Genomic DNA, 26,668 nt, shown 5'->3' with positions numbered 1-26,668 from the left:
TGTAGCCGGCCTGAATTTTCTTGACGGCCTCAATATCGGCCGGATCGAACAGCTGGGTCCGGAAGAGTGCCAGGCAGAAATCGCTCGTCGACCGGAACACCCTCTTGATGCCGGCCGGCGTCGTGCCGGTCCATCGCGGGCCGGCGACCAGGTAACTTCCCGCATCGCTGCCCGTCGCGCGCGAGCCGACATAGCCAAAATTATACGTATTAAGGTCGTTCAGCTGCAGCGAGTAGTAGCGCTTGGGATCGATCGCCGGCACCGAAAAGACAAGCGGCTCGGCCCGCAGGTCCAGCCAAGCGAACGAATACGGCGTGTCGCTGTTGGGGGTGATCACGGCGGTATCTTCGTATGTGAAGACGCGCGCCTCGTTGAACAGTGTATTGAACGGCGCCTTGTACTGGCCCGACGACTTGTCGACAGCGTACTCATTCATGACGCCGTAGGCCATCACCATCGGCAGGCCATAGATGAAGCCGGCCTCTGCGATGTCCTTGGCCTTGAAGAATCCCGGACGTTCCGACCACTGGGCCCAGGCCTGGCTTGATTGGGCGCCAGCAGCGGCGACGCCTGCCAGCGCGGCAGATCTCAGCAAATCGCGCTTCGTCAGCATGAACGGGCTCGATCGCTTTTGCATCAAACCTACTCCGTTTCCGTGGTGGACGGGCCTGACACGCCAAGCGTTATTTCGTCCGCTCGCCAACCTAACGAAAAAGCGGCCGCCCGCTATGCAAATTCGGCAATCTCCAGCCCCGCGCGAAGCAATGGTCTGAAATCGCGCTGAGTTATTGCCAGCACGGGGTCTTCGACTTCGGCATGCGCCCGCTCGGATCCCCGGCTCGCCAAGCGATTGGTTGGATGGGCCCCCGATCAAGGTCAGAAACTGCATAGCCGATGCTAGGAAGTACGGGCTAGCCTGCCTTGCGCGGCACGAGATGGAGCTCCGCAACGCTGCCAAAAAGCCGCCTTGAACGAAACCAATCCAGGAAACAACGATGGACATCACCCGCCGTTTTGCGCTGAAGACCGGACTTGCCGCCGCTTCCACTGCACTGACCCCGTCGATCCTCCGAGCGCACGAAGGCCCAGTATTTGATATCGTTGAAGGGGCGGAAGATTTTTGGCTCGCCACCGACGCCTATGTGTTCGGTTATCCACTCGTCACAATCGAGATGACCCGCCGGGTCCTCACCAACGTGGCCAAACCGGAGGGCACGCGTGCCCCCATGGGTCAAATCATCAAGCTGCGTCAGTATCCGGATGCCTCGTTTCGCGATGTGACAGCACCGAACGCCGATACGCTCTACACCACTGCATTTTTCGACGTCGGCAAGGAGCCATGGGTGTTGAGCGTTCCCGACATGAAGGACCGGTATTTCCTGCTGCCGATGCTCGACGGCTGGACCAATGTGTTCGCCGTGCCCGGAAAACGCACAACCGGCACCGGGGCGCAGACCTATGCAATCACGGGTCCCGGCTGGAGCGGCACGCTTCCCTCCGGCGTCAAGGAATTGAAGGCCCCAACCAACATAGTCTGGTTGCTCGGCCGGATCTACTGCACGGGCACTCCGGAAGACTACGCAGCCGTCCACACCCTGCAGGACCAGTTCAAGCTGGTGCCGTTGAGCTCCTACGGAAAGGACTACACCCCGCCCCCGGGCAAGGTCGATCCGTCCATCGACATGAAGATGGCCGTGCGCGAACAGGTCAACCGCATGGATGCGGCTGAATACTTCAGCCTGCTCGCCCAGCTGATGAAAGTGAATCCTCCCTCTGCTGCTGACGCGCACGAACTCGCGCGGTTCGCCAAGATAGGTCTTGTCCCGGGCCAGGACTTCGATGCCAGCAAGCTGGACGCGGATTTCGTCAAGCGTATTCCCCGCGCCGCTTTCGATCGCATCATGCTCCAGCTCAAGGTCAACGACGCCATCAAGAAGGTCAACGGATGGATCTACGACACCAAGACCGGCGTCTACGGGACCGACTATCTCAACCGTGCGCTGGTCACCGCGATCGGGCTCGGCGCGAACCGCAACAGAGACGCGGTTTATCCGCTTTCGCTAAAGGACGCAGATGGTAGCGACTATCACGGCTCGAACAAATACGTCATGCGTTTTCCAAAGGGCCAATTGCCGCCGGTGAGCGGCTTCTGGTCCGTTACCATGTACGATGCCAACTACTTCTTCGTCTCCAACCCGATCAATCGGTACTCGATCAGCCCACGACAGAACCTGAAGGTCAATCCGGACGGCTCAACGGACCTGTACATCCAGAATCAATCCCCGGGGGCCGACAAGGAGTCGAACTGGTTGCCTGCGCCGACCGGCAAGTTCATCCTGATGTTGCGCATGTATTGGCCGAACGAGGACGACCCGTCGATCCTCGATGGCACGTGGTCGATCCCCGCGGCCAAAAAAGCGACGTAAGTTGAAGCGGCGGGCTGTGGGGACGCTTCGCGGCGTCCCCTTGCCCGTCACGCTACGCAGCGATCATCTTGAGCAACGATCTCACATCGTTGTAAAAAGCTCCCCGTGACCAACGATGCGCTAAGCTTTCGTTGCGAGCGCTCGCCCTGACTCCAATGTAGGCGGCGGCGCAGGTACCGGTCGCGGAGAAAAGTAGCCATGCTGATCGACACACCGACCGCCGCGCACCTGTCGCAAGTCATTTCGCAAGTAGCGGCGCCCGCATTTCTCCTTGGCGCAGTTGCGGCCTTCGTGTCGCTTTTGATAGGGCGCATGAATCGCGTCGTCGACAGGCTACAGGCATTGCACGCAACGACCGACGACGACCGTTCCGGAACGCACCCTGATATCCCACACCTCAGGCGTCGCGCTGTGCTTCTGAACAAGGCAATCGTTCTCGCGACGGTCAGCGCAATCGTCACCTCGCTGCTGGTGATCCTGGCGTTCGTGTGTACCTTCTTTCGATTCCAGCATGAGTACGGCGTTGCACTGCTCTTTGTTGTCGCTCTCAGCTTCTTCACGCTCTCGCTTGTAGATCTGGTGCGCGAGGCCCGCCTTTCACTGCATGACCTCAGTCATCACAAGCCCAATCCGTAGCAAGCGGCCGGCTCAGCCGGGCTCTTTTGCATTGTAGCGCCAAGACTCGAAATCGGCTCGTTTCTGGACGGGCCGGCGCTTCCTCGAGTCGAGAGAATCATCGTCCAGTGCCGGCTGGACGCAAATGCTACACAAGGTGCATCAGCCAGAGGCTGGCCCGGCGCAAGGACGCCAGGCCAAACTCCGCGCGGTCCCGCTAGTAGCACGGGGGATAGGGATAGTACCCGCAAACCGGCGGCCGATAGTAATACGGGTGGTACGCGTAGGCAGCCGCAGCGCCAGCCGCCGCGGCGGCTCCGGCATAATACGCACCTCGATAGGCCGTGCGTCGCGCAACGCCCGCGAATGAAAGCGGCGTGAACGGAAGGCCGATGATGTCGATGAAGACAGAGGCAGGACCGTCGGCGCCCTTGATGTCACCTTCGAGAATATCGACATCGAAGGCAAGGTTATCACCTTCGAGCTTGGGATTCTTCAGCGTGACAACGACATCGCGCACGGTGTTGCCGTCCTTCTGGAATACGGACACTGTGGCATTGGGCGGATTCTTTGCAAAACTGTCGTTGCCGGTTCCCCAGTCTTCCACGATATGGCTGGTCAGATCGTGACCAGCCGAGCGAACCGGCCGATCCGCAAATATGATCGCATTTGGCGCGACACCGGTGAGGACCAACTTGCCGGGCTGCGCGTTCGCGCCCCTGGAGTTGAAGACGATCAGTGATGGAACGACCTGGGGTTTGGTGGCCCCGATCGTCTTCAGCGGCGCATGGGACGCCGTGTCTTGCGCCAAGACCATGTTTGTGGCCGCCAAAGCACCGAGAAAAGCAATCGCACGCATCGTATTCGACAGCATGATCAACTCCGGAATAGTGGATTACCTGGACCCAGGCATGATGAAACAAGAATGGAGGCCGGCCGAATTGGACGACCTCCTTTCTTCACTAGTAACCGAACTTATAGTTGAGGCGGAGCGCCAGCAGACTCGCGTCCGTCTTGGTGTTGGCGGTGATCGACGTGATGCGCCCGAGTGACGGCGTCAGGAACGTGTTGCTCTCGTTTACCCGCCACAGATAGTCGTACTCGATGCCGGCCGTCCAATTCGGAGAGAAGCCGTACTCGAAGCCGACACCTACGACGCCACCCCAGCGGGTCCGGTTCGCGAAGGCGAGGCCCGTGCCGGTCACATTGTCGATGATGGCAAAGTCCTGGCTGCCAACCGCGCCGCCGCCCTTGACGTAGAACAAGGCCTCGTTGGCCGCGTAGCCCAGTTGAGCCGTGAAGAGGCCCAGGCCGGCGAGGGTCGACTTGTAAGTACGTGTCGGGTCCTGCGCACTGATGCGCGTGTTGCGGATGTTGGCCCAGTCGCCCTGCGCTTCCAGACCGTACACCAATTGTCCGGCCTGCCAACGATAGCCAAGCTGGCCACCGATGATGCCGCCGCCCTTGCTATTGCAGCCTTCCGCGAAGACGCCGCCAATTCCATTGATTGCGGTGATATCGATGCACTGGTTGCTCCAGCCATATCCGCCGTTGATACCGAGATAGAAGCCGGACCAGTTGTACATCATGGGCGCTGCGATCGGCGCCGCCTTGTACGCCGGCCGCTGCGGAAGATCGGCGGCCTTTGCAATACCCGTGAACGCAACGGACATCACCGCCGCTGCGGTAAGTAAACTGATTTTCTTCATCGCCTGCAAGCCTCATCGAACGTGGAAAACACATGAGCCACTTGCCATCGACCTTGTCTCAGTCGGTATGCAGAAACTGTCACCGCCGACCAATTCTTAGCGGTGTTGCACCAAAACCCCACTTCGAAGTCACGGCACGTTGCCAGGCCTCAATGCGCGAGACCGGCGATATGTCTCGGATGGCAACTCGCCGAACAGCGACCGGTAGTGGCCGGCAAATCTGCCGAACTCGGTGACGCCGTGTGCCGACAGGATATCGACGACTCTGACCGATGCACCGTTGTCGCGACTGATCTCGTGATAAACCAGGTTTAGCTGCCGAAGCCTCAGATAGAGCTTTGGCGAGAAGCCGAGATAGCGCTCGAAAGCACGCAGCAAGGTGCGGTATTCCACCTTGGTCGCTTTCACGATATCCTTGATATGGACGATGCTTTCCGACCTGGTCCCAACGAACTCAAGCGCCTCCAGAACGATTCGCTCGTACGAGAGGGTGTACTTGTTGGGCAAGAAGCTTTGGCTCAGGCGATTATCCCGGATGCAAGCCAGCTGATCCATCAGGGCGTCCTCTGCCTCCCGGGCCATCATAGGCCGGTCAGCGAAGGCAGAATCGGAGAAGGAACGCAGTGCCTGCCTCGACACCTCGATCAGCTTCGATTTGATCGGCTCTGGCAACCGGACGAGATGCTTGGCGGTCTTCGGCGAAGCCTGAGTTGTGGCCGCAGGGAGCATGTTCCTCGCGATGCTCTCCTCATTGGGCAGCGACCACGCCACCCATTCGACATGACCGGAACGGACAAAGGTGAAGTGACAGTTTGGAGGGAAAATGACCAGGTCAGAGGCCTGGCATGGCACACCATCGAGCACGACGCGATCGTCGAAGTTGGACGACTGGACGATCAACGTCGTAAAATTCGGGTCGGTGACGCCATGCGCAATCCCGGGGCCGCCGTCGGTGCCAAACTGAAGGATCGTGCGATTCAATGCGAGAGACTTCACGCCCCAATCGTGAGAGGACGGAGCGGATTTCAGAAATGTCACCCTCGCGCCTCTAACGGCGTCGGTGTATTGCCCGAAATCATTCAATTCAAAATATCCCGCCCGTCTGAGCGGCTATTCAAGAGAAAAATAGAACAGGCTATGCCGCTCTTAGTAACAGTGCGCACAGCGGATCGGTCGGCAACGTGCGACCGATCCGCCCTCAGACAATCTACTTCATCTGGATTCCCATCATCTCCCGCTCCGCCTTGAACACGACGGCAATAGCGTCGATGATGAGCTTTTCGGGATGTGCCTTGCAGTACACGATGACTTCGTGCTCCACGAGCTTGCCCTTGCGCAGGTCGAGGAAGTGCTTCTTGGCAAGGCCGTTGTACCAGCCGCTGTACCAGGCCGTCAGCGCATCGGCGTCCTCCTGGTAGGTCCCGGCCAGTTGCGCGCAGGTCAGCTTCTGAACATCGATGAATCCATTCGCGTCGACATAGGCCGACAGCGGGGTCTGGGCCCTGGCAGACACCATTGTGGCAACCAGCAGAGCTACGGAAAGCAGCAGTCTCGAACGCATTGGGGATCCCATTGTGATGAATCGGATGTAGAAAGATCTCGGACGATTTTCAGAGGCCGGGCGCCTTCGCGCGCGACAGGCATCCGAGCTGAAAAGCATCGGCTCGGATGCACGATCAGGATCAATACAGTCCTATCGGACGTTCGAGGCGGCGCATCGTCCGTCGAACAGGACCGAATATGTGATCGATGTCCCTTGTTCAGAACCGGTAGTTGATGCCGCCACGCACGACATTCAATTCATCCGTGCTGACTCCGGTGCCGACGACTTTCGTGTAGAGATACTCGGCCTTCACGGACCAGTTCGGTGTAAAGCCGTATTCCACGCCGAGACCCGCGGAGATGCCCGGACGCCAGGACGAGCCTGAACAATCCGGCAAGACGCCAACCGTGCCGCAGGGCACGCCGGCGATGGTTGATGCGCTGGCGGTCGACTTGACGAAGGCTCCGCCGCCGGTGGCGTAGATCAGGACGTTGTTCATGGCGATACCGACCCGGGCCCTCACCGTCGCCAGCGCGCTGATGTTCGACGAGGTGTTCAGCGTGACGCCCTGTCCGATGCCGAGAATGCTCGGCGTTACGACGGAGGACCCGCTGATGTTGGCCCAGTCGATGTCACCTTCCAAGCCGAGCACGACGTATCCCTGCTGAATCTGCCCACCAAACGTGCCGCCGATCATGCCGCCACTGATGTCAAAACCGGCTCGATCGAACCTGTTGGCGAACAGCACCATCGGGTCCTGATTGCCCCAGCCGTACCCGGCGTTGCCGCCGATATAGAATCCCGTCCAGTTGTAGACAGCGGCAACCGGAGCCTGCGCCTTGTAGGCGGGCGCCGCCGGCAAATCCGCAGCGGCCGCATAACCGCCCATCATTAGCGAGGCCGCGATCGCAACCCCAAACTTTCCAATCTTATTCATTGCCGTACCTGATTGATTGAAGAAATCGTGTAGCGGTGATCGCATCGAATGCGCGCAACCCACTATGCAGAATCTGACGCGCGCGTTCTGTTTTCCCGACTGTGGCCAAGTTGCCGCAGCGGAAGCGCGGGCGCGCAGTCGGTGTTGCCCAGGCCACCTTTGCAAATGGTCTGTCGGTGTCGGGCGAGCAGGCTGACGAATATGCAAATTCTGACAATCGGTGGTGTCGAGCGACGACCGGGCGCTCCTGGCCTGGTTCAACCTTGCCGAAACACCGTCATGGTGACCGGAAGCCCTAATTGCGTGCGAAATAGAGCGGCGTCCTGAGTGTGACCTGGTAAGCAGGCTTTGGTACCCACATGATCTGTGCGGTCACGCCGAACAGGCGGTTGTCGTTGTCGTCCATCCGGTCAAGATCCAGTCGCACGATCGGCTGGGTAAAGGAGGAGACCGACGCGCGGCCCAAGAGCTCGGCGCCGCCGAAAACCTGCACGCCCGCGCGGCCCGTAAACTTCCAATTGTTCGGCCATTGGTAGTAACCGCCGACATAGCCCATGATATCGGGATGGATGGTCGCGAGCGGACTGCCGATGACAACCCGTGTGTCCTGCACGCCCGCGAGCCACCCACGAGTCTCGTCCTGGTCGAACGCATAGTCGAACTCGAAAATGTTTGTAAAACTCGTGGTAGCAAACGGTCCATTCGGAATCGCTTGGGTAATGGTCGATTGCCAACTCAAGGTCGGAATCGAGCCGCCGTTCTGATTGTAGAGATCGGCCTGAAATCCAAGATTCCAGCTCGTAATCGCCACGGACGACCAGCCGGTCATCGGAGTGCTGGTCGAGCTGGCTGATACGCCGGCATAGAGCGAGACGTTATCGTTCACGTCGATCGTCATGGGAAGATCGACCACGACGCTCTGGGCGCCCGGCAGCGTCGCACCGCCCGCAACTGCAGCCACGCTGCCGGCGTTCGAGATGGCAGCGGATTGCAACGCCGCGAGCAAGGACGAATTGCCGAAGCCGACCGCCAGCGCACCGGCGGGCACCCTCGCGTAGGTGGTTCTCATGTCCAGGTAGACGTTCGGCGCGCTCGACGCCCCGTTCGAGGAATCATCGTCTTCATCTCCAGCACGGGCAATTCCGCTCGAGAGGCAAATCAAGACGGCCAGCACCAATCCCGGGAAACCAACGCAATTGCGCGCGTTCAGCGCTCCAACCTTCCCCGTAACCTGCAAGACACTCTCCTCGAACGGGGTCCTTATCGGCGATGTCTGACAGTAGTGATGCGGCCAAGCTGATCGATCGAGGGAGCGACAGGCACTGTCTCGGTCATCGCCCACTATGCGTCATCCGGTGAACCCGGCACATTCCGGGAAAAGATCGTTGAAACGATATCGGCAATTCGTCGGAACGGTCTATGCAAATTCTCCCAATGTACAGGCGCAACGTATCGCGGCAGTCTCCTACGGCAGATCCGGCTCCTTGGTGTTCTCGAATAAGGGCGGCTCGCCCAACGGCGGCGCGGACGTTTCTGCAAACCAATGGTGAATGACCGCCGAAGGTATCGCCCGTCGCGGTGTGCAGGGGTTGATGGTGCCCGCAGTCACGATGTATCCTTGCTCGAACTTCTGGCGGGCAAACCTCTGGGCGTCGAGTTCGGTCGGAAAGCTCTCACTCTGTCTCGGCTGTCGTTGCGCGGATGCCTTGCGCATCCTTTTCGGCACCTCGAACGAAACATACCAGGCCTTCGTCAGGTCAATCGACACGGCGCCCTTCCGGTTGGTTTTCCCTGTGGGCTCGCCTCGTCTCGGCCAGCCCGCGCCAGCTATACGCTTTCGACATCACGATCTTGAGTCGCGTCCATCACGCCCGCGCTGAAAGCCCTCGACAAAGGATTCTGGTAATCGATCCTGGCGTTGCGCAGTCCAGCTCTGCCACCGTGCGACATATCGCTGTCCCGGCCCGCCGCTCGAAGCGTCTGCGAAGGGCTCTCGCCGAACAGCTTGCGATACTCAACCGAAAACCGTCCAAGCTCGAAAAAGCCGAAGCAGATCGCAATTTCCGTCACCTTTGCTGTCTCGCCGTCCACCGCGAGAAGTGCTTGCCTTGCCTGATTCAGTCGGAGCACACGAATTCGACGGCACGGCGACTGGCCGTAAACGCTCCTGAACGCCTTTCGTAGAGTACGCTGGCTCACCGAGAGCTGGTGGCATATCGCGGGGATGCGAGTCATTTCTTCGGCATCCCGCGCAGCGATGGCCTCGGCCCGCGCGACAAGAACGCGATATCGATCGCTGGCACCGCCAATCATTGGTCGGCGCCTTTCGATTGCATCCAAAAAGTCGATGAAGTGAGGAAGCTACCCCGAATGTGGCAACGCAACCCGTTTGCATGGCCCCCTGACGGACCGCTTCGCGCGGGCGTGCAGATCAGATCGGCAGCAGCAATGGCAATAAGAGCGGCGCAGTACATAATAATGACCTCAACGTCTGGCTTTACCTCTGCATCTCGCGTCTTTCAGCGCGAGGCGTCTTGCCATTTCGCGCCAATCATTGATGCACGGTCTTCCGGGTCGCCTTGCCGCCGAAAAACACAGCTCGAATACTGGTAAATATGCTAGCGCGACGCTCGTTCGCGGGGCGACGCGGGCCGCTACCTGCGTCGTGGCCCGGCGCATTTGCGCCTACCGTGACCGCTCAGTGCAAGCCGCCCATGCGCTAACTTTTGCCGGCGCGGGCCTTGCCATTCCCTCTGGCGGCCTGCTGCTGCCGATATGCGATCGGCGGCATTTTCATCAAACGCACAAAGCTTCGGCTGAAACTGCTCGCTCCGGTGTAGCCAAGACGTAAGGCGATGTCCGAAATGCGCTCGTCGGACTCCGCAAGGAGGCGGCAGGCCGTATCGAGGCGGACTTCGGTGACCAATTCGCTGTAACTCGTCCCCATACCAGCGAGGTGTCGCTGCAATGAGCGCACGCTCACGCCCAGTTGGCGCGCAGTGCACTGCACAGATGCGGCATCCTGACGCAGCAACACCGAAATCGCCGCGCGGACAGAGTGTCGGGATGGCGAAGAGACGGGTTTCATATGCACGTCATGAAAGATTGCAAGCGTGATCTCCTTACTCAAACCGCTGCTTACGATCTTCTTATAATGTGATCGAATTGGTGGGCCCGTCTGGCCATGAGCCGCCTAAATTGCAATTCTGGAACCAAGATCAATTGCACACGTCCCAGCCTCGCATGCACCGCTGCGACGCGACACCCAATGCACCCGGCCAGCAAATTTCGAGATCGCTCCTCATAGTGCCGCGACGACAAAGTACGACCGTAAAAATGAACGCCGCAGGCAGGGGACGAGCAACATGAGCGGAATTCCCCTAACCCGCTGCCAATTCGTGATTCCGTTTGCAGACATTCATAACGAGGTGGGAGCTCCCACCGCGACGCTCCTGTCGAAATTTGGTCTCCCGACAGCGCTGCAAGAAAAAGCCGATCATTATGTTCCGATATTGCCTGCCATATGGTTTGCACAAGCCGCGCAGAGATCGCAGGCATCACGGATATTGGCTTTCACGCTTCGCGGCGGCTGCAGTTCTGCCACCGGAGCGATAAGCTGCGAACCATCATCAGCTACTCTCCGACGCTGTACGTCGCCCTACAGCAAGTGTGCAAATGGGCATCGCTCGAAGACACAAACCTGTAAATGTGGCTGGAGCGCTGCGATGAATCGCATAAGAATTTGCAGCAAGCTGGGCGGGACCGCCGGCATGCTCCATCTTGAACACTCACAATGGCTGCAGAACGTCTTTGTCGTCCACATCGTTCGACAGTTCGCCGGATCGGAGTGGACTCCCTCAACGATGGCCTTCGAGGCAAATTATGCGCCAGGCTCGGAGGCTCAGGCCTTCTGGCCGAATACGCGCTTTCTGCCGGGCCAGTAAGCCTCCTGGATTGATGTGCCCGTGGCGCATCTCGACCTACCCAGCCTGACACGCGATACGGCGCTGAATTTCTCCGAGGACGAGCCTCAGCCGTTCGGCGACGAGCTTGTCCGTGCACTTAAGCTGATGCTGCCTTCTTACCTGGATGAGGGAATCCCGGCGGTCGCGAAAATCGCCGAGATGGCCGGCGCAAGCGTCAGGAGTTTTCAACGCAAATTCTCAAACGCTGGCCTGACATATTAAGCTTGCTCGAATTGATCCGTTTTGAGAATGTCGCCAAGCTTCTGCGTGAGACGGACGCCAAGATCATCGAAATCGCGTTCTCTTCTGGTTATGCCGATCCGGCGCATTTTTCGCGTGCGTTTCGCCGTATGACCGGCGCCACGCCATGCGAATTTCGCGAGAAATGGACACCGCGGTAGGCGCGGCCGCCATCGGACAATCGCTTCCGTTTCGACAGCAGCCCCCTCCGATTGGCACGGAGGCAATTTCCCCCGGCGCAAGCCCGCTATGGAAAGCGCGCCACGCATTCGTCGAGCAATTCGGGACTGCACAAACGGCGGTCGGACGGCGGCGCGTCAATAGATCGGACGCAGTTGGAGCCCGGAGAGGCCGAGGGTCACATTGACGGCTACCGAGCCCTCCACCGAGACGGGCTGCAACGCAAATGACCGCCCCGAGCCACCGACAAGAACATTGACGCCGGCGCCTAAGCCGAGGCCGATGTCGCCTGACGCCCCGACATATTCGCCGGCGAGAGCTCCGGGCGGAGGGCCTGCCGTCGGGGCAAACACCGCCCAGGCGAGTGCGCCTCCGGCCGAAACGCCGATATCGATTCCGATGGTGTTGAGGGCACCTTCATAGAGTTGTGTCGGCAATGGCGGGTTTTGTGTAAAGCGACATGACATCGATTGATGGCCGAATATGACAAACCCGACGCTAGGGTCGAGCTTGCAAGCCAGCATGCCGATCTGGGTCCACGATGCCTGTTGGGCGCCTGCGGAGGACACAGAGACGGAGCATGCGCAGACGATGCAGAGAACAACCAGAATTCGTGCACGCATTTCGCTTCCCTATCATCTCGCAAAGACTCATTGATCGCGGTCGGCGCTTGGTTCCGACCGCGTTCTGTTTTCGTAGATGAGCATGTGCAGAGCCGACGAGGCTATGCAAAATCGGCAATCCGAACCCGCCGTCAGGCCTTTTTGTCGCGTTAATCGGAAGCGGTTTGCGATGTTGGACGCTAGCCCTCCGTTACTTTTTGAAGACGGCGTTACTTGCGAAACCGCGCGAACGTTATTTGCAAGGACATCCCGACACCTGCCGCATGTCGGGCCGTCAGCTCATTGCGCGCCGGGCCATGCTGAAAAAGTCACAATTGGACCGCTGCTGATTTTGCATAGGCGACGGGTTTTGTGCTGTCTAGGGTCCGCACCGACCAACCTGCCGGAAGCTTCCGGCCGATCGCAAGGAGAACGAGATGCGCAACAGGAAGGGCGTGCAGATTTGCTTGGCATTGCTGGCGACGGCGTTACTGCTCGACACCGGGACCGCGCTGGCGCAGAGTGCTACGCACGGAAACCTGAAGACGATCGGCACGCCTTCTGCCGCACAAGCCCAAATTGTGCCGTCGCTCATCGTTCTCAATTCGCGGGGCGCAACGTTGCAGGGCGACAGCCTTGTCCTCACAGGGATCACGCCGAACTCGATCATATTCGCCGACCGACCCGTGCGCGCTGCGGGCCATCAGCTCACGGCTGATATCATTGCGGACTGGGGCGCAGGCAAGGACAGCTTTGCCAGCGATCCTCCGAACGCGACTGTTTCGGCTTTCAACAGCAAAGACGGCTCCGTCAAGGATACGCCGTCGTCGTTCTGAAGAATCCGAAGCTGGACGGAGACAAGCTGACCTTCACCGTTCAGACGCTCGAGGGTGATCTCACCGGCGCGGACGGCGCAGCCTCGATCTTCATCGACATCATCGGTCGCCCCTTTACACCGCTCTCCTTTGCGGGCGTCGCGCGACGCGCGGCATACCGCGGCGCAATGTATGCCGGCGCTGCTGCTGTCGGAGCTGCCGCCGTCGGAGCTGCCTATGCCCGGCCCTATTGCGGCTACTATCCCTATCCTCCTTGTTACTGAACAGATCTCGCGCCGGGCGGCGCCTATCCGCCGCCCGTGCAAGGACCAGCGATCACTCTGCGTCGCAACAGCCCCCCCTTTTGGCGTTCCTCCACATCAGCGCGGTTCGCGGAACCGCATCGCCGTCGCGTCCCTCTTGGCTGGGGCCGATGAGACCAAAGCGTTCCGAGCGACGTCGGCGCGCACGGGTTTGCGTGAGGAAAGCGCGTCAGGACGACAAGCCAGGAATTCCGGTCCTGCGGTCGCAACCCAAAACGAGGCGTGGTGAAAAAGTATTGAGGGGCGAGATTCGGATAAGGACGGCAGCGGCGCCTCGCGTTTGGCCACTACCGGGCGTGTGAAATCGCAGAAATTCGTAGTTTGGCGCGCGAAATCGTACGATTGGTAGCGGGGGAGCGTTACGAACGGTCCCCCACCCAGTTCGAGTCTTTGTTTTCAAAGACTTACCGCGCAACCTGAACAATCGGCTCCGGCCGTCCCTATTCGACAGTCCGAAAGCACAGCACCTGCTCAAGCCTGCTCGCTGCGGCGGCCCTATCCGGACCGTAGGTGTCAAGTGTGTTCGACACGCCCAGAAGCGCCGAGCTGGCCTTCAGCGGGTCGTAACCACATCTTCTAACAAGCCACACCGCGATCCGTTCGTTTAGCGCGAGTGCCCTCATCCGGGCAGCCAAGGTACGGAACTCCTCTTGCGCCTTGTGAAGGCGAGTCAGCTCCGCCTCATTTAGCTCGACATGTGATTTGTAGTCGGGACGGTCCTGTTTCGCTGAGGCCCGGACATCCGCGTAGAGCACGCTCTTCTGGATAACTTCGCTTCGCAAATCATAGAACTGACGAAACGGACCGCCAATGAACGACGTTACCGCCCAGCCGATACCCCCGAGCGCGAATGCGGCAATTGCCCCCCAAATCTGAGCCATTAGCTAATACTCCCTTCAACGCCCCACCGTTCATATCAAGGCTTCAAATCTAGAAAGTGGCGTTGCCGGTCGCCAATCAGCGATGGCGCGGACCGAAATCTCAGCATCCAATGACTTAGGCAGAAAGCCAAATTTCACGCCGATGATCCTTCCGCAGCCACTTCCGAGGCGGCGGTTAACGGATAAGATTCGACGGGGAACCGTTTGGCAGCATAGTTTGAGTATGCCCCCTGATAGCCAATAAGCGCAAATGTGATCTGATACATGCAAACGTACACGCGGTGAATGAGATCAATCAGCGCTTGCAGTTGTTCGTTATCGAGCCCCTCCAGTTTCGAACTGCTGGGATGCACAGCTTTGTTTCTGAGTTCTTTCCACGCATCTAAGCACGAAGAAGCAAGGTGCCCGCTGTCAACGAGCGGCTGTAACCTGTCCGTGGCACGGACATTATTGAGTTGCCCCAAGAGCCCCTCGATTCGCTTTCTTACACGTTCGACAGGGGCCAATTCTCCTATCAATTTCAAGAGAGCATCTCTGACGTCGACAAGAGCCTGGTCCAAAGGTGCTCTTTCAAATGGAAGGAGGTTAGCGAGACCTTCGACGGTGACACCGAGGACGATTACTTCAGCTTCGGTCGAGCCAGCGCTCGCATCGCAAGCATTGCGAAGCCACATGGAGCAAGGGTGAACGAACTCCGACGAGGTATTTGAATTCACAAAAACAAGGTATCGCACAAACATCCGATGCACGTCATCTGCATGCTTGTGCGAGCTAAGCGGAGCCGGAAAACGCGTCGAGACTTCGCGAACAGGCGACATGAGCGTCGTATCCGTTTCTCCGTTCGTTCTGGTCTCGATTAACGACAAATGGACTACCTTGCCGAGGACATAGCGAAGCGCCTCGATGACCCGGGTTTCGAAGTTCGGTACAAATGCAGCGTCCCCGATGATCTCAACGAGGACGTCTGATTCGCGCAGCATTTCGAACTTTAGTGTGCATCCGATCTCGTCTACTCGGATAACGGCATCGTAAAACGGACGCCAATCTTGCCGTTGCTGCTTCAAAAACAGTAACCGCATCGAATGAGATTTAAGAGCACGCTTATCGGGAGAAACGTGTCGGAGTGATCGCAACTTACCTGACGCAATCGCGTGCCCGGTTGCGAGGTTGCAATTGAGCCCTATCCAAACGTTCTCAGCAGTCAATATCATCGTGTCGAATGTAGTCACCTTGATCGAATAGTACGCTTCGTCTGGGATCAGCTTTCCGACCTCAAGAGCCGCTTGATTCAGGATCGAACTGACGGCGTCGCGCGCTTCGCTTTGCGCGAAGCACTTAAACGACAGAACGCCGTCGTCATCTTGCCAAACCTCTCCAGGGCCACGGTAGGTGAGCGGTTTGACGCCGTTTCTAACAAGCTCAATCTCGACGCAGTCGTGCTTGAATTTTTCTTCTCGAAAGGATTTCCACCAGTGGTCGTTTACGCTCATGGGTCGAGTCCTTCACCGGGAACAGAAGCTAGCCTTGACACTCCGAGAACATAATGAGAACATCGTACCCCGACCTAGCACGGAATATGCTTCAATGTCCACGGCAAGCGCGCCCGATCCACAATCAGACGTGGAGTGGCTGGAAACGGCTGCCGATCAGGCAATCGCGGCTTGCGGTGGTGACGCACGCGAGGCCGTGAAGGCGCTGTTGATTGCGAATGAATTTCTTGAGCGGGAGATGGAAGCGCGCGTCTCGCGGGGGTACATTCGTGGCGTGAGACACGGCAGATTTAGCACTTACAGCGGTTAGTTGAGACGTATGCGCAATGTCCAATGATGTTGTACCGTCCCCTAGTGGTAGCTTCCTCGACGAAATCAATCTTCCAAAGTTAGTCGCAGGTCCGGCCGGTGAGGCCATCGCTCGCCTAATCGGCGGTGCTGTCGACATTCCCGCAGCGTGGCTGGCACAGGTTGCGCAGGGAGTTAAGGACAAGACCGCGGCAAAGACGGCTGTTAGCAAGGCGGTCGCTGATGCCGCAGCAAATCTCGCCAAGAACGATCCCGAGATTGTGCAAAGAGCCGCGCATTCTCTCCTTTCGAAGGAATTGAGACATCAAACGAATAAAGAGGCGGTAGCAAAGAAGGCGCTGGAAGAATTGGGCGATGAACCTCTCAGCAAGACTGAGAAGCCTGACGATGATTGGTTCAACGTTTTTGAACGCTATGCCGAGGATGCATCGTCGGAGCAGTTTCAGGATATCTGGGGACGCATACTTGCGGGTCAGCTCCGTAAACCGAAAGCTTTCTCGCTACAAACACTGCGCTTCGTCTCCGAATTGGATGAGCACATTGCTTCCCTATTTGAAAAGTGGTCTGCACGGGTAATCGACGGAGATTACATTGCCGACCCGCCCAAGCAGGGCGACGAATTCACTGAGTTGTTGCAGTTGGAAGATTTCGGATTGGTCAGCGGCGCGTCGGCCCAGCTTACCAAAACGCTGACTATTAAAGAGGACCCCCCTTCTCCCCAACTCCGCAGATTGTCCTTCGAGTTCAAGGACCACACTCTGATCGCGCTAATGCATGATCCTGTCAGCATTACGATCCAGAATGTGCTGCTTACCCGAGTAGGTCGAGAAATCTACACCATCACGAAGGCTAAAGGCACTCTACAGCCGATCAAGGAATTTGCGAACAGTCTCCCAAAACACAACGCGGAATCTATTGTTTGCTTTCCAAAGAACGCGATTGGCGGTGGCTTGCCTTCGGTTCTTTGGACGAAGCCAACTCAAGATCAGGATGGGCAAGCTGGAACTGGCAACTGAGAACAACAAGCGCCAAATCGTTACCGACCAGCTATGCAGTCGAAGTCGAATGGGACTGCAACTTAAATTCAGCGCAGGTAACGGAGCATTGTCATCGGTTTCGTTGAGGCCGTGAAGCCTGCCAGTCTGCCAGCGGATCGCTCGATGCGGCCGTATCGGTAGGCAGACCAGAAGCCCGGTCCAGATACCAATCAATCGCCTTGCGGTCTCACCGCTGCCCTTTGTGGATCGCCCTCGACCCTACGCTTCTTCTTATCTCGTGCCGCCGATTTCAACGTCTCGACAGTCAATCTTAGCGCGGCAAGGGAAGCACGATGTCTTGCCTCTTCCGTCAGATTGTTCCCCGCGCGGGTATCAGGCTTCGCGGCTTGCTGACGGATTGGGAGACGACACTTCTCCTTCATCGCCGCGATATCTCGGCGCGTCGTGAAGTGCTTCCTGCCAAGCTTGAACACGACAAGGTTGCCTCTCCTATGCTCCGCTTTGAGCGTCGCTACCGAGATCGCGTTGGCGAAGACCTCTTCGCAAGCTTGCTTCAGCGAGATGGGCCGATCAAGCTCGGACACATCAGGATCATGTATTGCGCTGAACTCAGCTAGGGAGATTGTCGGGTGCCGCCTTGGCGGCTTCGACGAAGGCACGTCTTACATCTCCAAGCCTCTTGTTGAATCTTATCACCGGGCGTCCATTCACTCCGGCACGAACCGTGACAAGGTGTCGTCGTCCCTCGTCAAGCGCGGCCGCAAGCTGCTCTTGCATTTGCTCGGCCGTCAAGTCTCGCCCCCACACGTGCCGAGTGACAACCAGCTCCATTAATCGGGCTAAGTCGCTCCGATCACAACTCGCTCTATCTGTTCCGGACATTCGCGCAACCACTCGAAGACCTGTTGACGGGTGTATCTGTGCCTAGTCGTCGCGTCCCCTGGGAGCGGCCCGGCGACTTCCAACTCGAAGTAGTCATTGTCGCCTGGGTCTCCGTACAACCGGTCTTGAAGTTCGTACTCTTCGCGCGTAGCCGGATCAAAGTCGTGATAGCGCCGTGTAAAGAAATGCAGCATTCCCCCGCCTCCAAAATAATTGAACCGCTGGAATCAGCGAACCATTCTTGTATGCCGGGGTCGGACGCCCCCCGCCATCCGTCGCTTACCGGATTGATCGGGCGTGGATTGTATGCATAATCAGACAATACGCTGTGGTTGTAAGGCGATATCGCATGACAGACCTTACAAACTGAACGTCCCTCGGACTCTACGTCGCTCAGTTCACGCGCCCAATAGCGCAGCCCTTTTTGGGTATCGAGCTTCCAGTTGTCTAGCTCTCGGCGAGCCGAGACAGCGATGCAGGAAGCGCGGACCGATGTACTTCACCAGCGTCTCGACCGCGACGCGCGGGACATATGTCTTCTGCGACGCGACCCAGGCGAGGCCCGGCAAGATCATGTCGGGCAACGAGTCTATGAGCACAAGCGTTGCAATTGAGTCGTTGCACCCGCGTAGCCTCATCAAAGCTGGGATCAACACGTCTATAGGCGGTTCATAAGTCACCCCTTGCCGGGGCGCGTACTGGATTCGATCTAGGACGCCCGCAACCATCAAAATGACTCCTTGGCGCGGCCGAGTTGCACCACAGGACACTTGATGCGCGACACACTATCGTCCCTCACGTCTTTCACTTCATAGGTAGAGCCGTCGCACAGCCGCTTAACGCGGTAGCCCTGCCTGATCGGCCAGGGCAACACGCCATATCGAAACGCAAATGTCGGTTGGTTGGTCGAAATGATCGGGCTGACTTGCATCCCACCGTGCATCCGGCCGTGCGACTCGCCTAGGAGTACATCCTTCGCGGGGTTAGTGAACACCGCGGTGACGGTGACTGCATTGGCAGGCAGCGGTTCAGTGGGAAAGTTCGGCCGCGTGGCCCGCACGGGCATAACCTCGACTCGTTCGCCCATGCTGTCGTCGACAGCTGAGGCGGCCTCTTGCATCAGAGACCGCCAGTTATTGGAATCTGGAAATAGCGTCATCGCCTGTTTGATTCCTAGTGGTGCCCGCCAGACGGGAACGCACCGACGCTCGCCTTGGTCGCGTTGTCGCCGGGACCCTGCATGCTTGTGCCGAGATAGCCGCTTAGCGAGATACTGGCGTTCGCTTCGGCTCGATGGATGATGCCTTCAAGGTACGGCGTCGGCTTGATGTCGCCGGAGACGTTGATTGCCAAGTCGGTAGCGCCGCTCACGGTGCCGGTGACGGCGACGTCTTTGAAGCCGGACGACTGACCGACGTTGCGTATTGAGTCTTGCCAGCCACCCGACGTGACGCCTCCATCGCCGCCGCTTCGCAGATACCGGCTCGACACGTCGTCGAGCGTCGGACGTTGGAACTTATCGAACGGACCGGACTGCGGGGCTGGCATATCATCCCATACGCGCCGCTTCTGGCGACGCTGCTTTTCGATGGCATTCGCAACGGCCCAATCCGGATCGGCCCAATCGGCGATATTGCTGTCGAGCTGCTCGTCGGTGCTGGTGCGGATGCTCTTCTCTTGGAAATACAAGCCAACCGCCGTCGCGAGCGCGGTGGAAACCCCGAAGCTAGCGGCAACAGTTCCGCCAACTACTGCAGGCGCAATGACTCCCGGTGCGCCACTCGGAACACCCGGAACGGCCGGGACCGCCGCACGCCCGGCCAGCACTTGCAGAGCAGCCGACGCCGAATTCACGCTCCCGATAAAGGTCACCATACTGTAGGCCAACCCACCGCCAGCGGCGACGGTCGCGATACCGGCGAAGATGCCGGCGGCTCGCTGAGCCTCCGGACTCAGGTTGGTGAGCGCGGTCGTGACCGCGTTCGCAGCGTCGACAACACCCGTCAGCCAGCCCTCATTCGCCTTCACCATAGTGTGCGATAGAGCTTCTGCGGAAGCCGTCAGGCGATCAACCGCAGATGCAAGTCCCGCGTTCATCTCATCCGCGACCTTCTTGGCGAAGCCATCCGCGTGGCCCAGGTCCCTCTTCGCTTCGTCGAATTTGTCGTGCTCTTGCAGCAATGCGATGCCGCGCGCGCCTTGCTTGTCCCCCAGAAACGCCTGCATCAGCATGGGGTTTCCCGCAGCAATGATACGGTTGAGCAATGCCTCACCTTTGAACCCTTGCTTCGTAAAATCGAAGTACTCGTTAGCTGCCCGCGCGAGATTCTTCTGATCGGTCTTACTGAGCTTGTCGCCGGAGGCTTCTGCGGCCTTCCTGACCATTTCGGTGAACTTGCCACGGTCTGACAAGATTTCGTCGCCGTGGTCTTCAAGCTGGCTATTGAAGCCCGCGACAGCCTCTTTGCTCAGCCGCTTACCGAAATTGCGGGCCAGCTTGTCGGAAAGCCCCTCACCCGTGATAGCGCCGTGCGTCGCATAGTCGTCAATGTTGATGCCGTTCTGGGCGAGCACTTCCCGCCCCTTGCGCGTCGGTGCCAGCTCCCGCGCGTAGAACTGCCGAGCGAACACGCCACCTTCTGCACCGACGATACCGCCGCGACGCAACGCCATGCCCATCGCCAGGTTAACCTCCGGAGAGACGCCCGCCGCATTCGCCGCCGCCGCGCTGTACTTCGTGAACTCCTTCACGTCTTCGAACGTCATATTTGATTTCTTGGTCGCGACGGCCGCGAGATCGTTCAGACGGGTGGCCTTCGCCTGTGCGTCTGCGGGGCTGTCGAAATGAACGCCGTACTGCGAGATCATGGATTCCATAAGCTCGGCGTTCTGTTCGGGCGTCACGCCCATCGCCTTCGCACCGATAGCCGTGGGGCGTGTAATGGCGAGGTTGGTTGCAGCGTCATACTTCAGTCGACCAAAGGTCTCATGAGCCTTCTGGGTCGCCTCAACGGTCGCGCCGTAGACGGAAGCAAGCTCGTTCTGTTGCTTTCTGAGCGCGACCATATCGGCCTCGCTGTATCCGGTGCGGGCTTTGATCGCCACGTCTTCGCGAAGGTACGGCAATGCGTGCTTGATCGCATCGACACCGCCATGCACCATCCGGAGACCCGCGTATCCGGCTACGCTCGCCGCGATCATTTTGTGAGCGCTATGGATGCGCCCCAACAATCCGAGGTGTTTCTCGGCCGCGACGTTCGCTTGATTGAGACCACGTGCAAGATTGCCGGTTGCATTGCTGTCAAACGCCTGCTTCGCAAGCTGTTCGGCTTTCTTGAGATTGGCCAGCAGTTCCCGCACAACGGGAGATGCGTTATCGACGGCCGAGATTGTGGCCGTCACATTGGGTGAAGTCATGCTCCCGCCTGTTTCTTCATGAACTTTTGATAGTCGGCAAACGTGTCTGCCCAGCTCACAACGTCGTCGAGCTGCATGGCGCAGAGGTCACTCACCCCCACGCCGTGCTCACTCACTAACCACGCCATTATTCGCCGGGCTGATCTAAAGGGGCTTTGTCCGGGACCAGCCCCATGATGACGTTGGTGATCGCGCCTCGAAGCTTCATGAAGTCGGAGACGGTGAGGTCGCCTAGAATAATGTCGTCGACTCCTGTCATGTCTGCGGCAAACTGCATCATAGACGCGTTGTCGTAGACGTACTCGAAGCTCTCACTCTCGCCTTTTGCGTTCTTGACCGGGCGGATAGTGAACGGGTCGCCGTACTTAACGACCAATCGCGCCTTCGGCGGCTTCAACTTCAGTTCGGTCACCATACCGTCATGCGTCTTGAGCGGCTGCGAAAGCTTTACAGTGTCAGTCATTGCAATTGTTCTCTTTAAGCGTTAACGAATTTCGAAGTGTCGATGCCGAGCTGGTGGAACACGGTCGCAGGCGGCGCGCCCGTCGCGTCCAGTACGCCGAGCGCGTATCTGAGATTGCGGGCCTCTACACCGCCGTTGCCCCGTACATCGATTGCAGCGAGTCTCAGCTCTGCGAGCCTGCGGAGCTTTGCAGGCTCGATGTCTCGCGGCACTTGCCGCTGACCTGACGCTCTCGACTTCGGCGCGTAACCGCGTTCCCTATTGATGACCTGCATGTTGCGGCTGATCTCAGCGAGCCTTGCGGCACGCGGGTCGTTCGCATTGTCGGGAGGCACTGAAGTGTTTTCCTCTTTGGTTTCGACCGGAAGACCGCGCAAGTAAGCGCGAACGGTCTCGATTGACATAAGGGGTTGCGAAGCGATTAGTTCGGCAATTGCAGCCGGTCGTTCGCGCGCTTCTGGTAAACAGGATACCCGCGTGCGCCACAGCTCAAAGGCGTTCGTCGCATTGGTCGCGTTGATTGCGTCCGCCTTCGCTATCGCGTCGGCATCAGCTATTCGGTAACCTGCCTCGATTGCCGCTTTGCGCGACATGCGCTTGTCATTGCCGAGAAGAACTATGCTCGGCACCCCATCGAGCGGGATTGCGATTTTCTGTCCCATCGTGTGCTTTACCTCTGAAACCGAAAACCTTGAGAGAAATGCGAAGGTCCAACCCGGACGGCTCCGCGCGTGCCATGTTCACACATGATTTCCAGGCGGCGCACCTCGTGTTGCAGCGCCTTCAGGTCGGCCTTCTGCCATCGGTGCCACTGATTTTCATAGCGCACTTCCGCCTGCGCTTCCCCCGCCATCAACGCGTACATCGCCGCGCGAAGTCGAGGTAGAAACGCGCAAGGGTTATCGACGGTTGGCGGTGCGCCAACCGGGTTGCAGTTTGACATTGGTGTCTCATCCTATTTTGAGCGCTTCTTCGTCAGACTCGCTCGCCGCTGTGACTCCGGTCGGAGTCGGATACGGCAAACCTGCGGCCTCGCACTGCTCGCGCTCAGCCTTGCGTTGCGCGAGCGTTTCCTCCATGTCGAGCCCCCGCTCACCCAGCTTCTGCTCAAGCGTCGCCAAGCCGTGCTGTAGCTCTAGCACGTCGGCCTGGGCCGTCCGGTACGGGTCGGCAGTAGGCTTTGCCTCACCGCGCCAAACCGCGTTGCTGTATGCCGCCGGATTTTCCCAGAAGGCAGGCGCGCCAGCGGGAAGCTTAATGCGTCCCGTCTCGCACATTTCTTCGAGCCACGCGCGATACGCGGCGCGGTAAAACGGCTCGACAATGGCCTGTCGTCGGCGCTTGGTTATGCGCCACGGCAATTCTAGCGAAAGGCGGCTCGCGCTGAAGGATGTCTTGGAAAAGTCGCCGCTAGCATCTTCGTAGCTTGAGCCCGCTGCCTTGGCGGCCTGTCGGACCAGAGACGAATCAAACGAATCGTGCGTTGTGTTCGGCGACTGCGACTTGTTGAAGTGCAACTTGTCACCCCGCAGAAGATGATTCACCGTGCCAGGCTTCAAACTGAGTTGCACTTGGTTGTAATACGTTTGCTTGGCTTGCAGCCACGCCTCAGGTGATACGCCTTGCGGCGGTTGCGCCGGAAACAATTGATCCTGTGTCGCGAGTGAGCCAATGGCCGACTTCGGATCTAGATCGCTCTCCACCGTGATAGCGACCATCGCGTGAATCAACGCCGCAGCCAGCGTGTACTCATTGAGCACCTCTCGGGAGCGCGCCGGAGTTAGAGCCGCCGCAAGCGGCGATACTCCGCGTACTTGTCCTGGGATGACAAGGTCAAACACGTGCCCTAGTCGCACCCGCCCCCACGAGGTCCGCGCACGGACAAAGACCGGCAAGGGGGCGGTCGCAAAGCTGCCAAGCGTGAATTGCCGTACCCAAAATCCGGAAACCCGCCCCCGCTTGTCAAATTGGATACCTTGCAACGCATGACCCTCGCGGTCGGTGACACGCGTTACGTCATAAGCAATCTGGCGCGGATCAAGCATGTTGATCTTGGTTCCGGTGATCGCATCGACGCTGCGCTGCCAGTCAATCGCGAACGCTGACTCGCCTTGCAGCAACCACGACTTGAACCCCGCGACGGCCAATTGATGCAAACCATGCCTGCCCGACGCATCACACTCGTTTTCGCTGTTGCTCCACGATGTCCACGCGGTCTCAATGCGGTGGGACAGCTCGCGGGCGGCGGCTGGGTCGATACCTAATGCGGTGTAGTCCGGTCGCGAAGAGAGAGTGAGGCCGCACCCCACGGCGTACGTCGCCAACTGATCCACCAGGCTCGCAATCAGCGGGTTGGTCTGCACCAAATCGAGCGCGATGCTCGACGCCGTCGCTTGCTCACGTGCGATCTCTCCGCCAGGCACGCCCCACCAGCCATAACGGGGGTATCCCGCCGTAAATTGCCGGAAGGTGTCATAATTGGCCCACGTCAGCGAAGAGCCGCCAGCGGACGACTCCATGATGCCAGCCTGCGCACCTCCGCCGTTTACCGTGTAGGACGGTGGTGCGGGCAAGCTGGGAGGCTGAGCGACTGAAGGCAACGCGGCTTCAACCCGCTCGGCCTCGCGCTTTCCCAGCCCTAGAAATTCCATGAACCCCATAGCGATTAGGCTCCCGCCCCGTCCTTCGGAACCCAACCCTTCTCAACATTGAACGCCGATACGCTCTGTTTGATTTCCTGCAATCGAGCGGCCTTCGCATCATTGCTGAAGTCGGCCGTTGCGGCAGTGAGGCCAACCTTCCCTTCAAGCTCCATGGCCTGAAGATACGGATTGGCGGCCGGTGCCTTGCCGAGCAATGACTTTGCGGTGTCAGCGTCGAGTGTGCTGCGGAGCGCAAGCTCGCGCGCCAGCTCCGGGTTTCGCTTCCCTTCCGGGCTATCGAGAATTGCGCCGATACGCAAGCGTTCACTCAGGATTGCTGCATTGTCTTGACCGGTTCCCGCTACGGTCGGCATTTCGGTTACCATGTCGTGTGTTCCTTTCAACGATTGGATTGGATTGTCGCGGCGAAGTTCGCCGCAAGGTCTTTGAAGTTTGGTCCAGCCTGGGCCGGTTGCGCCCGTTGGGCTACCAGGGCTTTCCGGTTGACCAGCCCTGCAACGGCGTGCGCGTAAACGCATGCGTCGAGCGCTTCATTTTCTCGAATGTTCGGGACGAACCGCGAGCGCGCATAGCCGCGCACGTACACGGTCTCAATACGTTCCGACGCCAAGCCTCGATAAAATCCATCCGGCAAATGGTCGGGGACGTGAATGTGATCCGGACCGAACTCAAGCTTTTGCAGACGACGATAAAGCGCCGCCTTCACGCTGTCGGTGCCAACGATGTATATGTCTAGTCGCTTCTTCAGCTTGCCGCCCCGGTCGATGAACGGCCGCGCCCAACCTTCCTTGCCCTTCACTGCGACGACTTGCCGAGACTTTCGCGCTTGCGCCAGAACGAAGTCGATAACCGCATCAGGCCTGTGGCCGCAGTCGACCGCCGTTACCAAAACAGGAAGATGTCGACCGTCGGCAAGTTCGAAAGTCTGGCCCAAGCTTGCATCAAGCTTGTCCCACGTCACACCAGAAAATGTATCGCCGTCGAGCCGGTCGTGGTTCAAGATCGTTGTCACGCCGTTCGGTTGGTGCGCCACGAACTGAACTTCTAAGCGGTTATCCTGAACGTCCACGCCCGCCGTGATGAATTCTATGTCACGCGAATACGGAGGCCGGATCGGCTCCGCTCTTTCGCGTAACTCGATTGAACTCATTGAAAGTTCAAGGGACGAATCGAAGGGCTCACCTAGTTTCAGATTGTGAAATACTTGCCGCTCTTCGACGGTGGAGCAGGCTTCCCACGCCTGCACCAAGCTTTTGAGCGATGAATATTCTGAAGCGAGCGCCGTTATATGATAGCCACGGATTCCTGGTTCCCCGTCGGGATTGGTGGCGACCCACCGGCCGTTCTCCAACATTGCCGCGCGCTGAGCTTCCGAGTGTAACGCTCCGCAGTGCAGACAAGCCAACTCGGCCGTTTCGGGCTTCCCTTTCGTCCAATGCAGGTTATCGAACGTGAGGTGGCTCGGCTTACCACAAGAGAGACAATCCACGAAGAACCGGCGCTTGTCGGAACGTTCGAACCATTTTGCTATTCGACTATCGCGCCCCGTTGGTGTCGAGACGATTACAATTTTCTTCCCGCCGAGCCCCCACCGTTCGGTGCGCTGTATCGCAAGTAGAACGGGGTCTCCTTCCTTGCCTGCGCTATGCGCGCAACGGTCCGCTTCATCGATCCACACGCACCGGACGCTTTGCGCCGCTAGTTCGGACGGCTTGTGGCTGCTCGATAGAGTTAAGCTTCCCCCCGGGAACTCTTTCGCGGAAAGGCTGTTGGCTCCTCCGGTAGAGCCTTTCCGCGAAACGTGAGCCCGACCAATTAGGGAATTAAGAACAGGCGAGGATTCAACGAACGGATCGAATCGCGTACGCACCATCTTCTCGGCGGCCGTGGTGTCGGGCAGCAGGCACATAAACGGACCGGGCGATGTTGCTATCATCGCCATCATTTGAGCTTCTACCGCGAGAGACTTCCCGACTTGCGACCCCGCCATGATGACAATTGTCTCAACGTCTTCGTCTTGAATTGCGTCGACAATCTCTCGTTGGAAAGTGCTCAGCCTCAAAGGGCCAGGTAGAGCGTTAGAGCTTGCGGGTAATCGAAGCTCGCGTTCTGCGAACTCGGATGGACGGATGCGAGGCAGCGGCATTAGCGCACGCAACATCGCCCGCGCCAAAGCGTCGTCGAGCATTGCTGTGTTGATCCTGAAGTCG

The 26,668-nt window shown here is 58.7% G+C and carries 28 protein-coding genes and 1 pseudogene; 7 read left to right on the top strand and 22 right to left on the bottom strand.

Going from position 1 to position 26,668, the window contains the following annotated elements:
• A partial coding sequence (locus I6F38_RS38120; RefSeq protein WP_225164032.1) for a DUF1254 domain-containing protein occupies positions 1–613 on the bottom strand: 613 nt, incomplete at its 3' end.
• Between the two features lie 382 nt (positions 614–995).
• Here I6F38_RS38120 and I6F38_RS38115 point away from each other — a divergent pair.
• Positions 996–2,426: a DUF1254 domain-containing protein gene (locus tag I6F38_RS38115; RefSeq protein ID WP_225164031.1), complete on the top strand. Its 1,431-nt coding sequence runs from the start codon at positions 996–998 to the stop codon at positions 2,424–2,426.
• A 198-nt stretch (positions 2,427–2,624) separates the two neighbouring features.
• Positions 2,625–3,062 carry a DUF2721 domain-containing protein gene (locus I6F38_RS38110; protein WP_225164030.1) on the top strand — a complete coding sequence of 146 codons (438 nt, stop codon included), beginning with the start codon at positions 2,625–2,627 and terminating at the stop codon, positions 3,060–3,062.
• A 196-nt stretch (positions 3,063–3,258) separates the two neighbouring features.
• Here the strand turns inward: I6F38_RS38110 and I6F38_RS38105 are convergent, their stop codons facing one another.
• The 9 genes from I6F38_RS38105 to I6F38_RS38065 all read right to left on the bottom strand — a co-directional run bounded on the left by I6F38_RS38105 (position 3,259) and on the right by I6F38_RS38065 (position 10,360).
• Complete coding sequence (locus I6F38_RS38105) at positions 3,259–3,858, bottom strand: hypothetical protein (protein WP_225164035.1); 600 nt, start codon at positions 3,856–3,858, stop codon at positions 3,259–3,261.
• A gap of 145 nt (positions 3,859–4,003) precedes the next feature.
• Positions 4,004–4,750, bottom strand: coding sequence for an outer membrane beta-barrel protein (locus I6F38_RS38100; protein ID WP_225164029.1), 747 nt, complete (start codon positions 4,748–4,750; stop codon positions 4,004–4,006).
• A 129-nt stretch (positions 4,751–4,879) separates the two neighbouring features.
• Positions 4,880–5,746, bottom strand: coding sequence for a helix-turn-helix domain-containing protein (locus I6F38_RS44315; RefSeq protein WP_225164028.1), 867 nt, complete (start codon positions 5,744–5,746; stop codon positions 4,880–4,882).
• 211 nt (positions 5,747–5,957) lie between these two features.
• Positions 5,958–6,311, bottom strand: a complete 354-nt coding sequence (locus I6F38_RS38090) for an HdeA/HdeB family chaperone (RefSeq protein ID WP_076826357.1) — start codon at positions 6,309–6,311, stop codon at positions 5,958–5,960.
• A 199-nt stretch (positions 6,312–6,510) separates the two neighbouring features.
• Positions 6,511–7,230 carry an outer membrane beta-barrel protein gene (locus I6F38_RS38085; RefSeq protein WP_225164027.1) on the bottom strand — a complete coding sequence of 240 codons (720 nt, stop codon included), beginning with the start codon at positions 7,228–7,230 and terminating at the stop codon, positions 6,511–6,513.
• 295 nt (positions 7,231–7,525) lie between these two features.
• The gene (locus I6F38_RS38080; protein WP_225164026.1) at positions 7,526–8,467 is read right to left on the bottom strand and encodes a hypothetical protein; all 942 of its coding nucleotides are present in this window, start codon (positions 8,465–8,467) and stop codon (positions 7,526–7,528) included.
• Positions 8,468–8,695: 228 nt separating this feature from the next.
• Positions 8,696–8,998 (bottom strand): hypothetical protein, encoded by a 303-nt coding sequence (locus I6F38_RS38075; protein WP_225164025.1) that lies wholly within the window; start codon positions 8,996–8,998, stop codon positions 8,696–8,698.
• A gap of 59 nt (positions 8,999–9,057) precedes the next feature.
• Positions 9,058–9,543, bottom strand: a complete 486-nt coding sequence (locus I6F38_RS44115) for a helix-turn-helix domain-containing protein (protein WP_276573533.1) — start codon at positions 9,541–9,543, stop codon at positions 9,058–9,060.
• Between the two features lie 406 nt (positions 9,544–9,949).
• Entirely contained in the window at positions 9,950–10,360 is a 411-nt protein-coding gene (locus I6F38_RS38065; RefSeq protein ID WP_225164024.1) for an AraC family transcriptional regulator, read from the bottom strand.
• Positions 10,361–11,195: 835 nt separating this feature from the next.
• On the opposite strand from I6F38_RS38065, the gene I6F38_RS38060 reads away from it, so the two are divergent.
• Positions 11,196–11,417, top strand: coding sequence for a hypothetical protein (locus I6F38_RS38060; RefSeq protein WP_225164023.1), 222 nt, complete (start codon positions 11,196–11,198; stop codon positions 11,415–11,417).
• A gap of 2 nt (positions 11,418–11,419) precedes the next feature.
• Complete coding sequence (locus I6F38_RS38055; protein ID WP_225164022.1) at positions 11,420–11,596, top strand: helix-turn-helix domain-containing protein; 177 nt, start codon at positions 11,420–11,422, stop codon at positions 11,594–11,596.
• A gap of 156 nt (positions 11,597–11,752) precedes the next feature.
• Here the strand turns inward: I6F38_RS38055 and I6F38_RS38050 are convergent, their stop codons facing one another.
• Positions 11,753–12,238, bottom strand: a complete 486-nt coding sequence (locus tag I6F38_RS38050; protein ID WP_225164021.1) for a DUF992 domain-containing protein — start codon at positions 12,236–12,238, stop codon at positions 11,753–11,755.
• A gap of 416 nt (positions 12,239–12,654) precedes the next feature.
• On the opposite strand from I6F38_RS38050, the pseudogene I6F38_RS38045 reads away from it, so the two are divergent.
• Positions 12,655–13,316: pseudogene (locus tag I6F38_RS38045) on the top strand (hypothetical protein).
• A 479-nt stretch (positions 13,317–13,795) separates the two neighbouring features.
• Here the strand turns inward: I6F38_RS38045 and I6F38_RS38040 are convergent.
• Together I6F38_RS38040 and I6F38_RS38035 are read right to left on the bottom strand one after the other, a co-directional pair.
• Positions 13,796–14,236 (bottom strand): hypothetical protein, encoded by a 441-nt coding sequence (locus I6F38_RS38040; protein WP_225164020.1) that lies wholly within the window; start codon positions 14,234–14,236, stop codon positions 13,796–13,798.
• 134 nt (positions 14,237–14,370) lie between these two features.
• A complete protein-coding gene (locus tag I6F38_RS38035) occupies positions 14,371–15,726 on the bottom strand; it encodes a hypothetical protein (protein ID WP_225164019.1) in 1,356 nt (451 codons plus the stop codon).
• 94 nt (positions 15,727–15,820) lie between these two features.
• Between I6F38_RS38035 and I6F38_RS38030 the strand changes: the two genes are divergently transcribed.
• Entirely contained in the window at positions 15,821–16,036 is a 216-nt protein-coding gene (locus I6F38_RS38030) for a hypothetical protein (RefSeq protein ID WP_225164018.1), read from the top strand.
• A gap of 16 nt (positions 16,037–16,052) precedes the next feature.
• A complete protein-coding gene (locus I6F38_RS38025) occupies positions 16,053–17,051 on the top strand; it encodes a DUF2806 domain-containing protein (RefSeq protein ID WP_225164017.1) in 999 nt (332 codons plus the stop codon).
• Positions 17,052–17,242: 191 nt separating this feature from the next.
• Here I6F38_RS38025 and I6F38_RS38020 read toward each other — a convergent pair whose 3' ends face one another.
• From I6F38_RS38020 to I6F38_RS37980, 9 genes are all read right to left on the bottom strand, one after another.
• A complete protein-coding gene (locus I6F38_RS38020) occupies positions 17,243–17,617 on the bottom strand; it encodes a hypothetical protein (protein WP_225164016.1) in 375 nt (124 codons plus the stop codon).
• 1,025 nt (positions 17,618–18,642) lie between these two features.
• Positions 18,643–19,035 carry a hypothetical protein gene (locus I6F38_RS38015; RefSeq protein WP_225164015.1) on the bottom strand — a complete coding sequence of 131 codons (393 nt, stop codon included), beginning with the start codon at positions 19,033–19,035 and terminating at the stop codon, positions 18,643–18,645.
• A gap of 53 nt (positions 19,036–19,088) precedes the next feature.
• Positions 19,089–21,332 (bottom strand): phage tail tape measure protein, encoded by a 2,244-nt coding sequence (locus I6F38_RS38010; RefSeq protein WP_225164014.1) that lies wholly within the window; start codon positions 21,330–21,332, stop codon positions 19,089–19,091.
• A gap of 127 nt (positions 21,333–21,459) precedes the next feature.
• Complete coding sequence (locus I6F38_RS38005) at positions 21,460–21,795, bottom strand: phage tail assembly protein (protein ID WP_225164013.1); 336 nt, start codon at positions 21,793–21,795, stop codon at positions 21,460–21,462.
• Between the two features lie 14 nt (positions 21,796–21,809).
• Positions 21,810–22,457, bottom strand: coding sequence for a hypothetical protein (locus I6F38_RS38000; protein WP_225164012.1), 648 nt, complete (start codon positions 22,455–22,457; stop codon positions 21,810–21,812).
• Positions 22,458–22,465: 8 nt separating this feature from the next.
• Complete coding sequence (locus tag I6F38_RS37995; protein WP_225164011.1) at positions 22,466–22,738, bottom strand: hypothetical protein; 273 nt, start codon at positions 22,736–22,738, stop codon at positions 22,466–22,468.
• 7 nt (positions 22,739–22,745) lie between these two features.
• Positions 22,746–24,455, bottom strand: coding sequence for a phage portal protein (locus I6F38_RS37990; protein ID WP_225164010.1), 1,710 nt, complete (start codon positions 24,453–24,455; stop codon positions 22,746–22,748).
• A 5-nt stretch (positions 24,456–24,460) separates the two neighbouring features.
• Positions 24,461–24,823 carry a hypothetical protein gene (locus I6F38_RS37985; RefSeq protein WP_225164009.1) on the bottom strand — a complete coding sequence of 121 codons (363 nt, stop codon included), beginning with the start codon at positions 24,821–24,823 and terminating at the stop codon, positions 24,461–24,463.
• Between the two features lie 14 nt (positions 24,824–24,837).
• Positions 24,838–26,646, bottom strand: coding sequence for a terminase gpA endonuclease subunit (locus I6F38_RS37980; protein WP_225164008.1), 1,809 nt, complete (start codon positions 26,644–26,646; stop codon positions 24,838–24,840).
• Between the last annotated feature and the right edge of the window lie 22 nt (positions 26,647–26,668).

This window comes from Bradyrhizobium sp. BRP56 (assembly GCF_020194035.1).
Lineage (GTDB): Bacteria > Pseudomonadota > Alphaproteobacteria > Rhizobiales > Xanthobacteraceae > Bradyrhizobium > Bradyrhizobium australafricanum.
The sequence above is the reverse complement of the archived record's forward strand: the minus strand, read 5'-3'. Positions and strand labels throughout refer to the sequence as shown.

What these genes read in the sequence shown, in the direction of transcription:
- I6F38_RS38000 (WP_225164012.1), bottom strand. Translation starts at nt 22,457, where the DNA reads ATGGGACAGAAAATCGCAATCCCGCTCGATGGGGTGCCGAGCATAGTT.
- I6F38_RS37980 (WP_225164008.1), bottom strand. Translation starts at nt 26,646, where the DNA reads ATGCTCGACGACGCTTTGGCGCGGGCGATGTTGCGTGCGCTAATGCCG.
- I6F38_RS37995 (WP_225164011.1), bottom strand. Translation starts at nt 22,738, where the DNA reads ATGTCAAACTGCAACCCGGTTGGCGCACCGCCAACCGTCGATAACCCT.
- I6F38_RS38090 (WP_076826357.1), bottom strand. Translation starts at nt 6,311, where the DNA reads ATGCGTTCGAGACTGCTGCTTTCCGTAGCTCTGCTGGTTGCCACAATG.
- I6F38_RS44115 (WP_276573533.1), bottom strand. Translation starts at nt 9,543, where the DNA reads ATGATTGGCGGTGCCAGCGATCGATATCGCGTTCTTGTCGCGCGGGCC.
- I6F38_RS38010 (WP_225164014.1), bottom strand. Translation starts at nt 21,332, where the DNA reads ATGACTTCACCCAATGTGACGGCCACAATCTCGGCCGTCGATAACGCA.
- I6F38_RS38030 (WP_225164018.1), top strand. Translation starts at nt 15,821, where the DNA reads ATGTCCACGGCAAGCGCGCCCGATCCACAATCAGACGTGGAGTGGCTG.
- I6F38_RS37990 (WP_225164010.1), bottom strand. Translation starts at nt 24,455, where the DNA reads ATGGGGTTCATGGAATTTCTAGGGCTGGGAAAGCGCGAGGCCGAGCGG.
- I6F38_RS37985 (WP_225164009.1), bottom strand. Translation starts at nt 24,823, where the DNA reads ATGGTAACCGAAATGCCGACCGTAGCGGGAACCGGTCAAGACAATGCA.
- I6F38_RS38115 (WP_225164031.1), top strand. Translation starts at nt 996, where the DNA reads ATGGACATCACCCGCCGTTTTGCGCTGAAGACCGGACTTGCCGCCGCT.
- I6F38_RS38085 (WP_225164027.1), bottom strand. Translation starts at nt 7,230, where the DNA reads ATGAATAAGATTGGAAAGTTTGGGGTTGCGATCGCGGCCTCGCTAATG.
- I6F38_RS38005 (WP_225164013.1), bottom strand. Translation starts at nt 21,795, where the DNA reads ATGACTGACACTGTAAAGCTTTCGCAGCCGCTCAAGACGCATGACGGT.
- I6F38_RS38050 (WP_225164021.1), bottom strand. Translation starts at nt 12,238, where the DNA reads ATGCGTGCACGAATTCTGGTTGTTCTCTGCATCGTCTGCGCATGCTCC.
- I6F38_RS38040 (WP_225164020.1), bottom strand. Translation starts at nt 14,236, where the DNA reads ATGGCTCAGATTTGGGGGGCAATTGCCGCATTCGCGCTCGGGGGTATC.
- I6F38_RS38100 (WP_225164029.1), bottom strand. Translation starts at nt 4,750, where the DNA reads ATGAAGAAAATCAGTTTACTTACCGCAGCGGCGGTGATGTCCGTTGCG.
- I6F38_RS38110 (WP_225164030.1), top strand. Translation starts at nt 2,625, where the DNA reads ATGCTGATCGACACACCGACCGCCGCGCACCTGTCGCAAGTCATTTCG.
- I6F38_RS38015 (WP_225164015.1), bottom strand. Translation starts at nt 19,035, where the DNA reads ATGCAAGAGGCCGCCTCAGCTGTCGACGACAGCATGGGCGAACGAGTC.
- I6F38_RS38035 (WP_225164019.1), bottom strand. Translation starts at nt 15,726, where the DNA reads ATGAGCGTAAACGACCACTGGTGGAAATCCTTTCGAGAAGAAAAATTC.
- I6F38_RS38105 (WP_225164035.1), bottom strand. Translation starts at nt 3,858, where the DNA reads ATGGTCTTGGCGCAAGACACGGCGTCCCATGCGCCGCTGAAGACGATC.
- I6F38_RS38025 (WP_225164017.1), top strand. Translation starts at nt 16,053, where the DNA reads ATGTCCAATGATGTTGTACCGTCCCCTAGTGGTAGCTTCCTCGACGAA.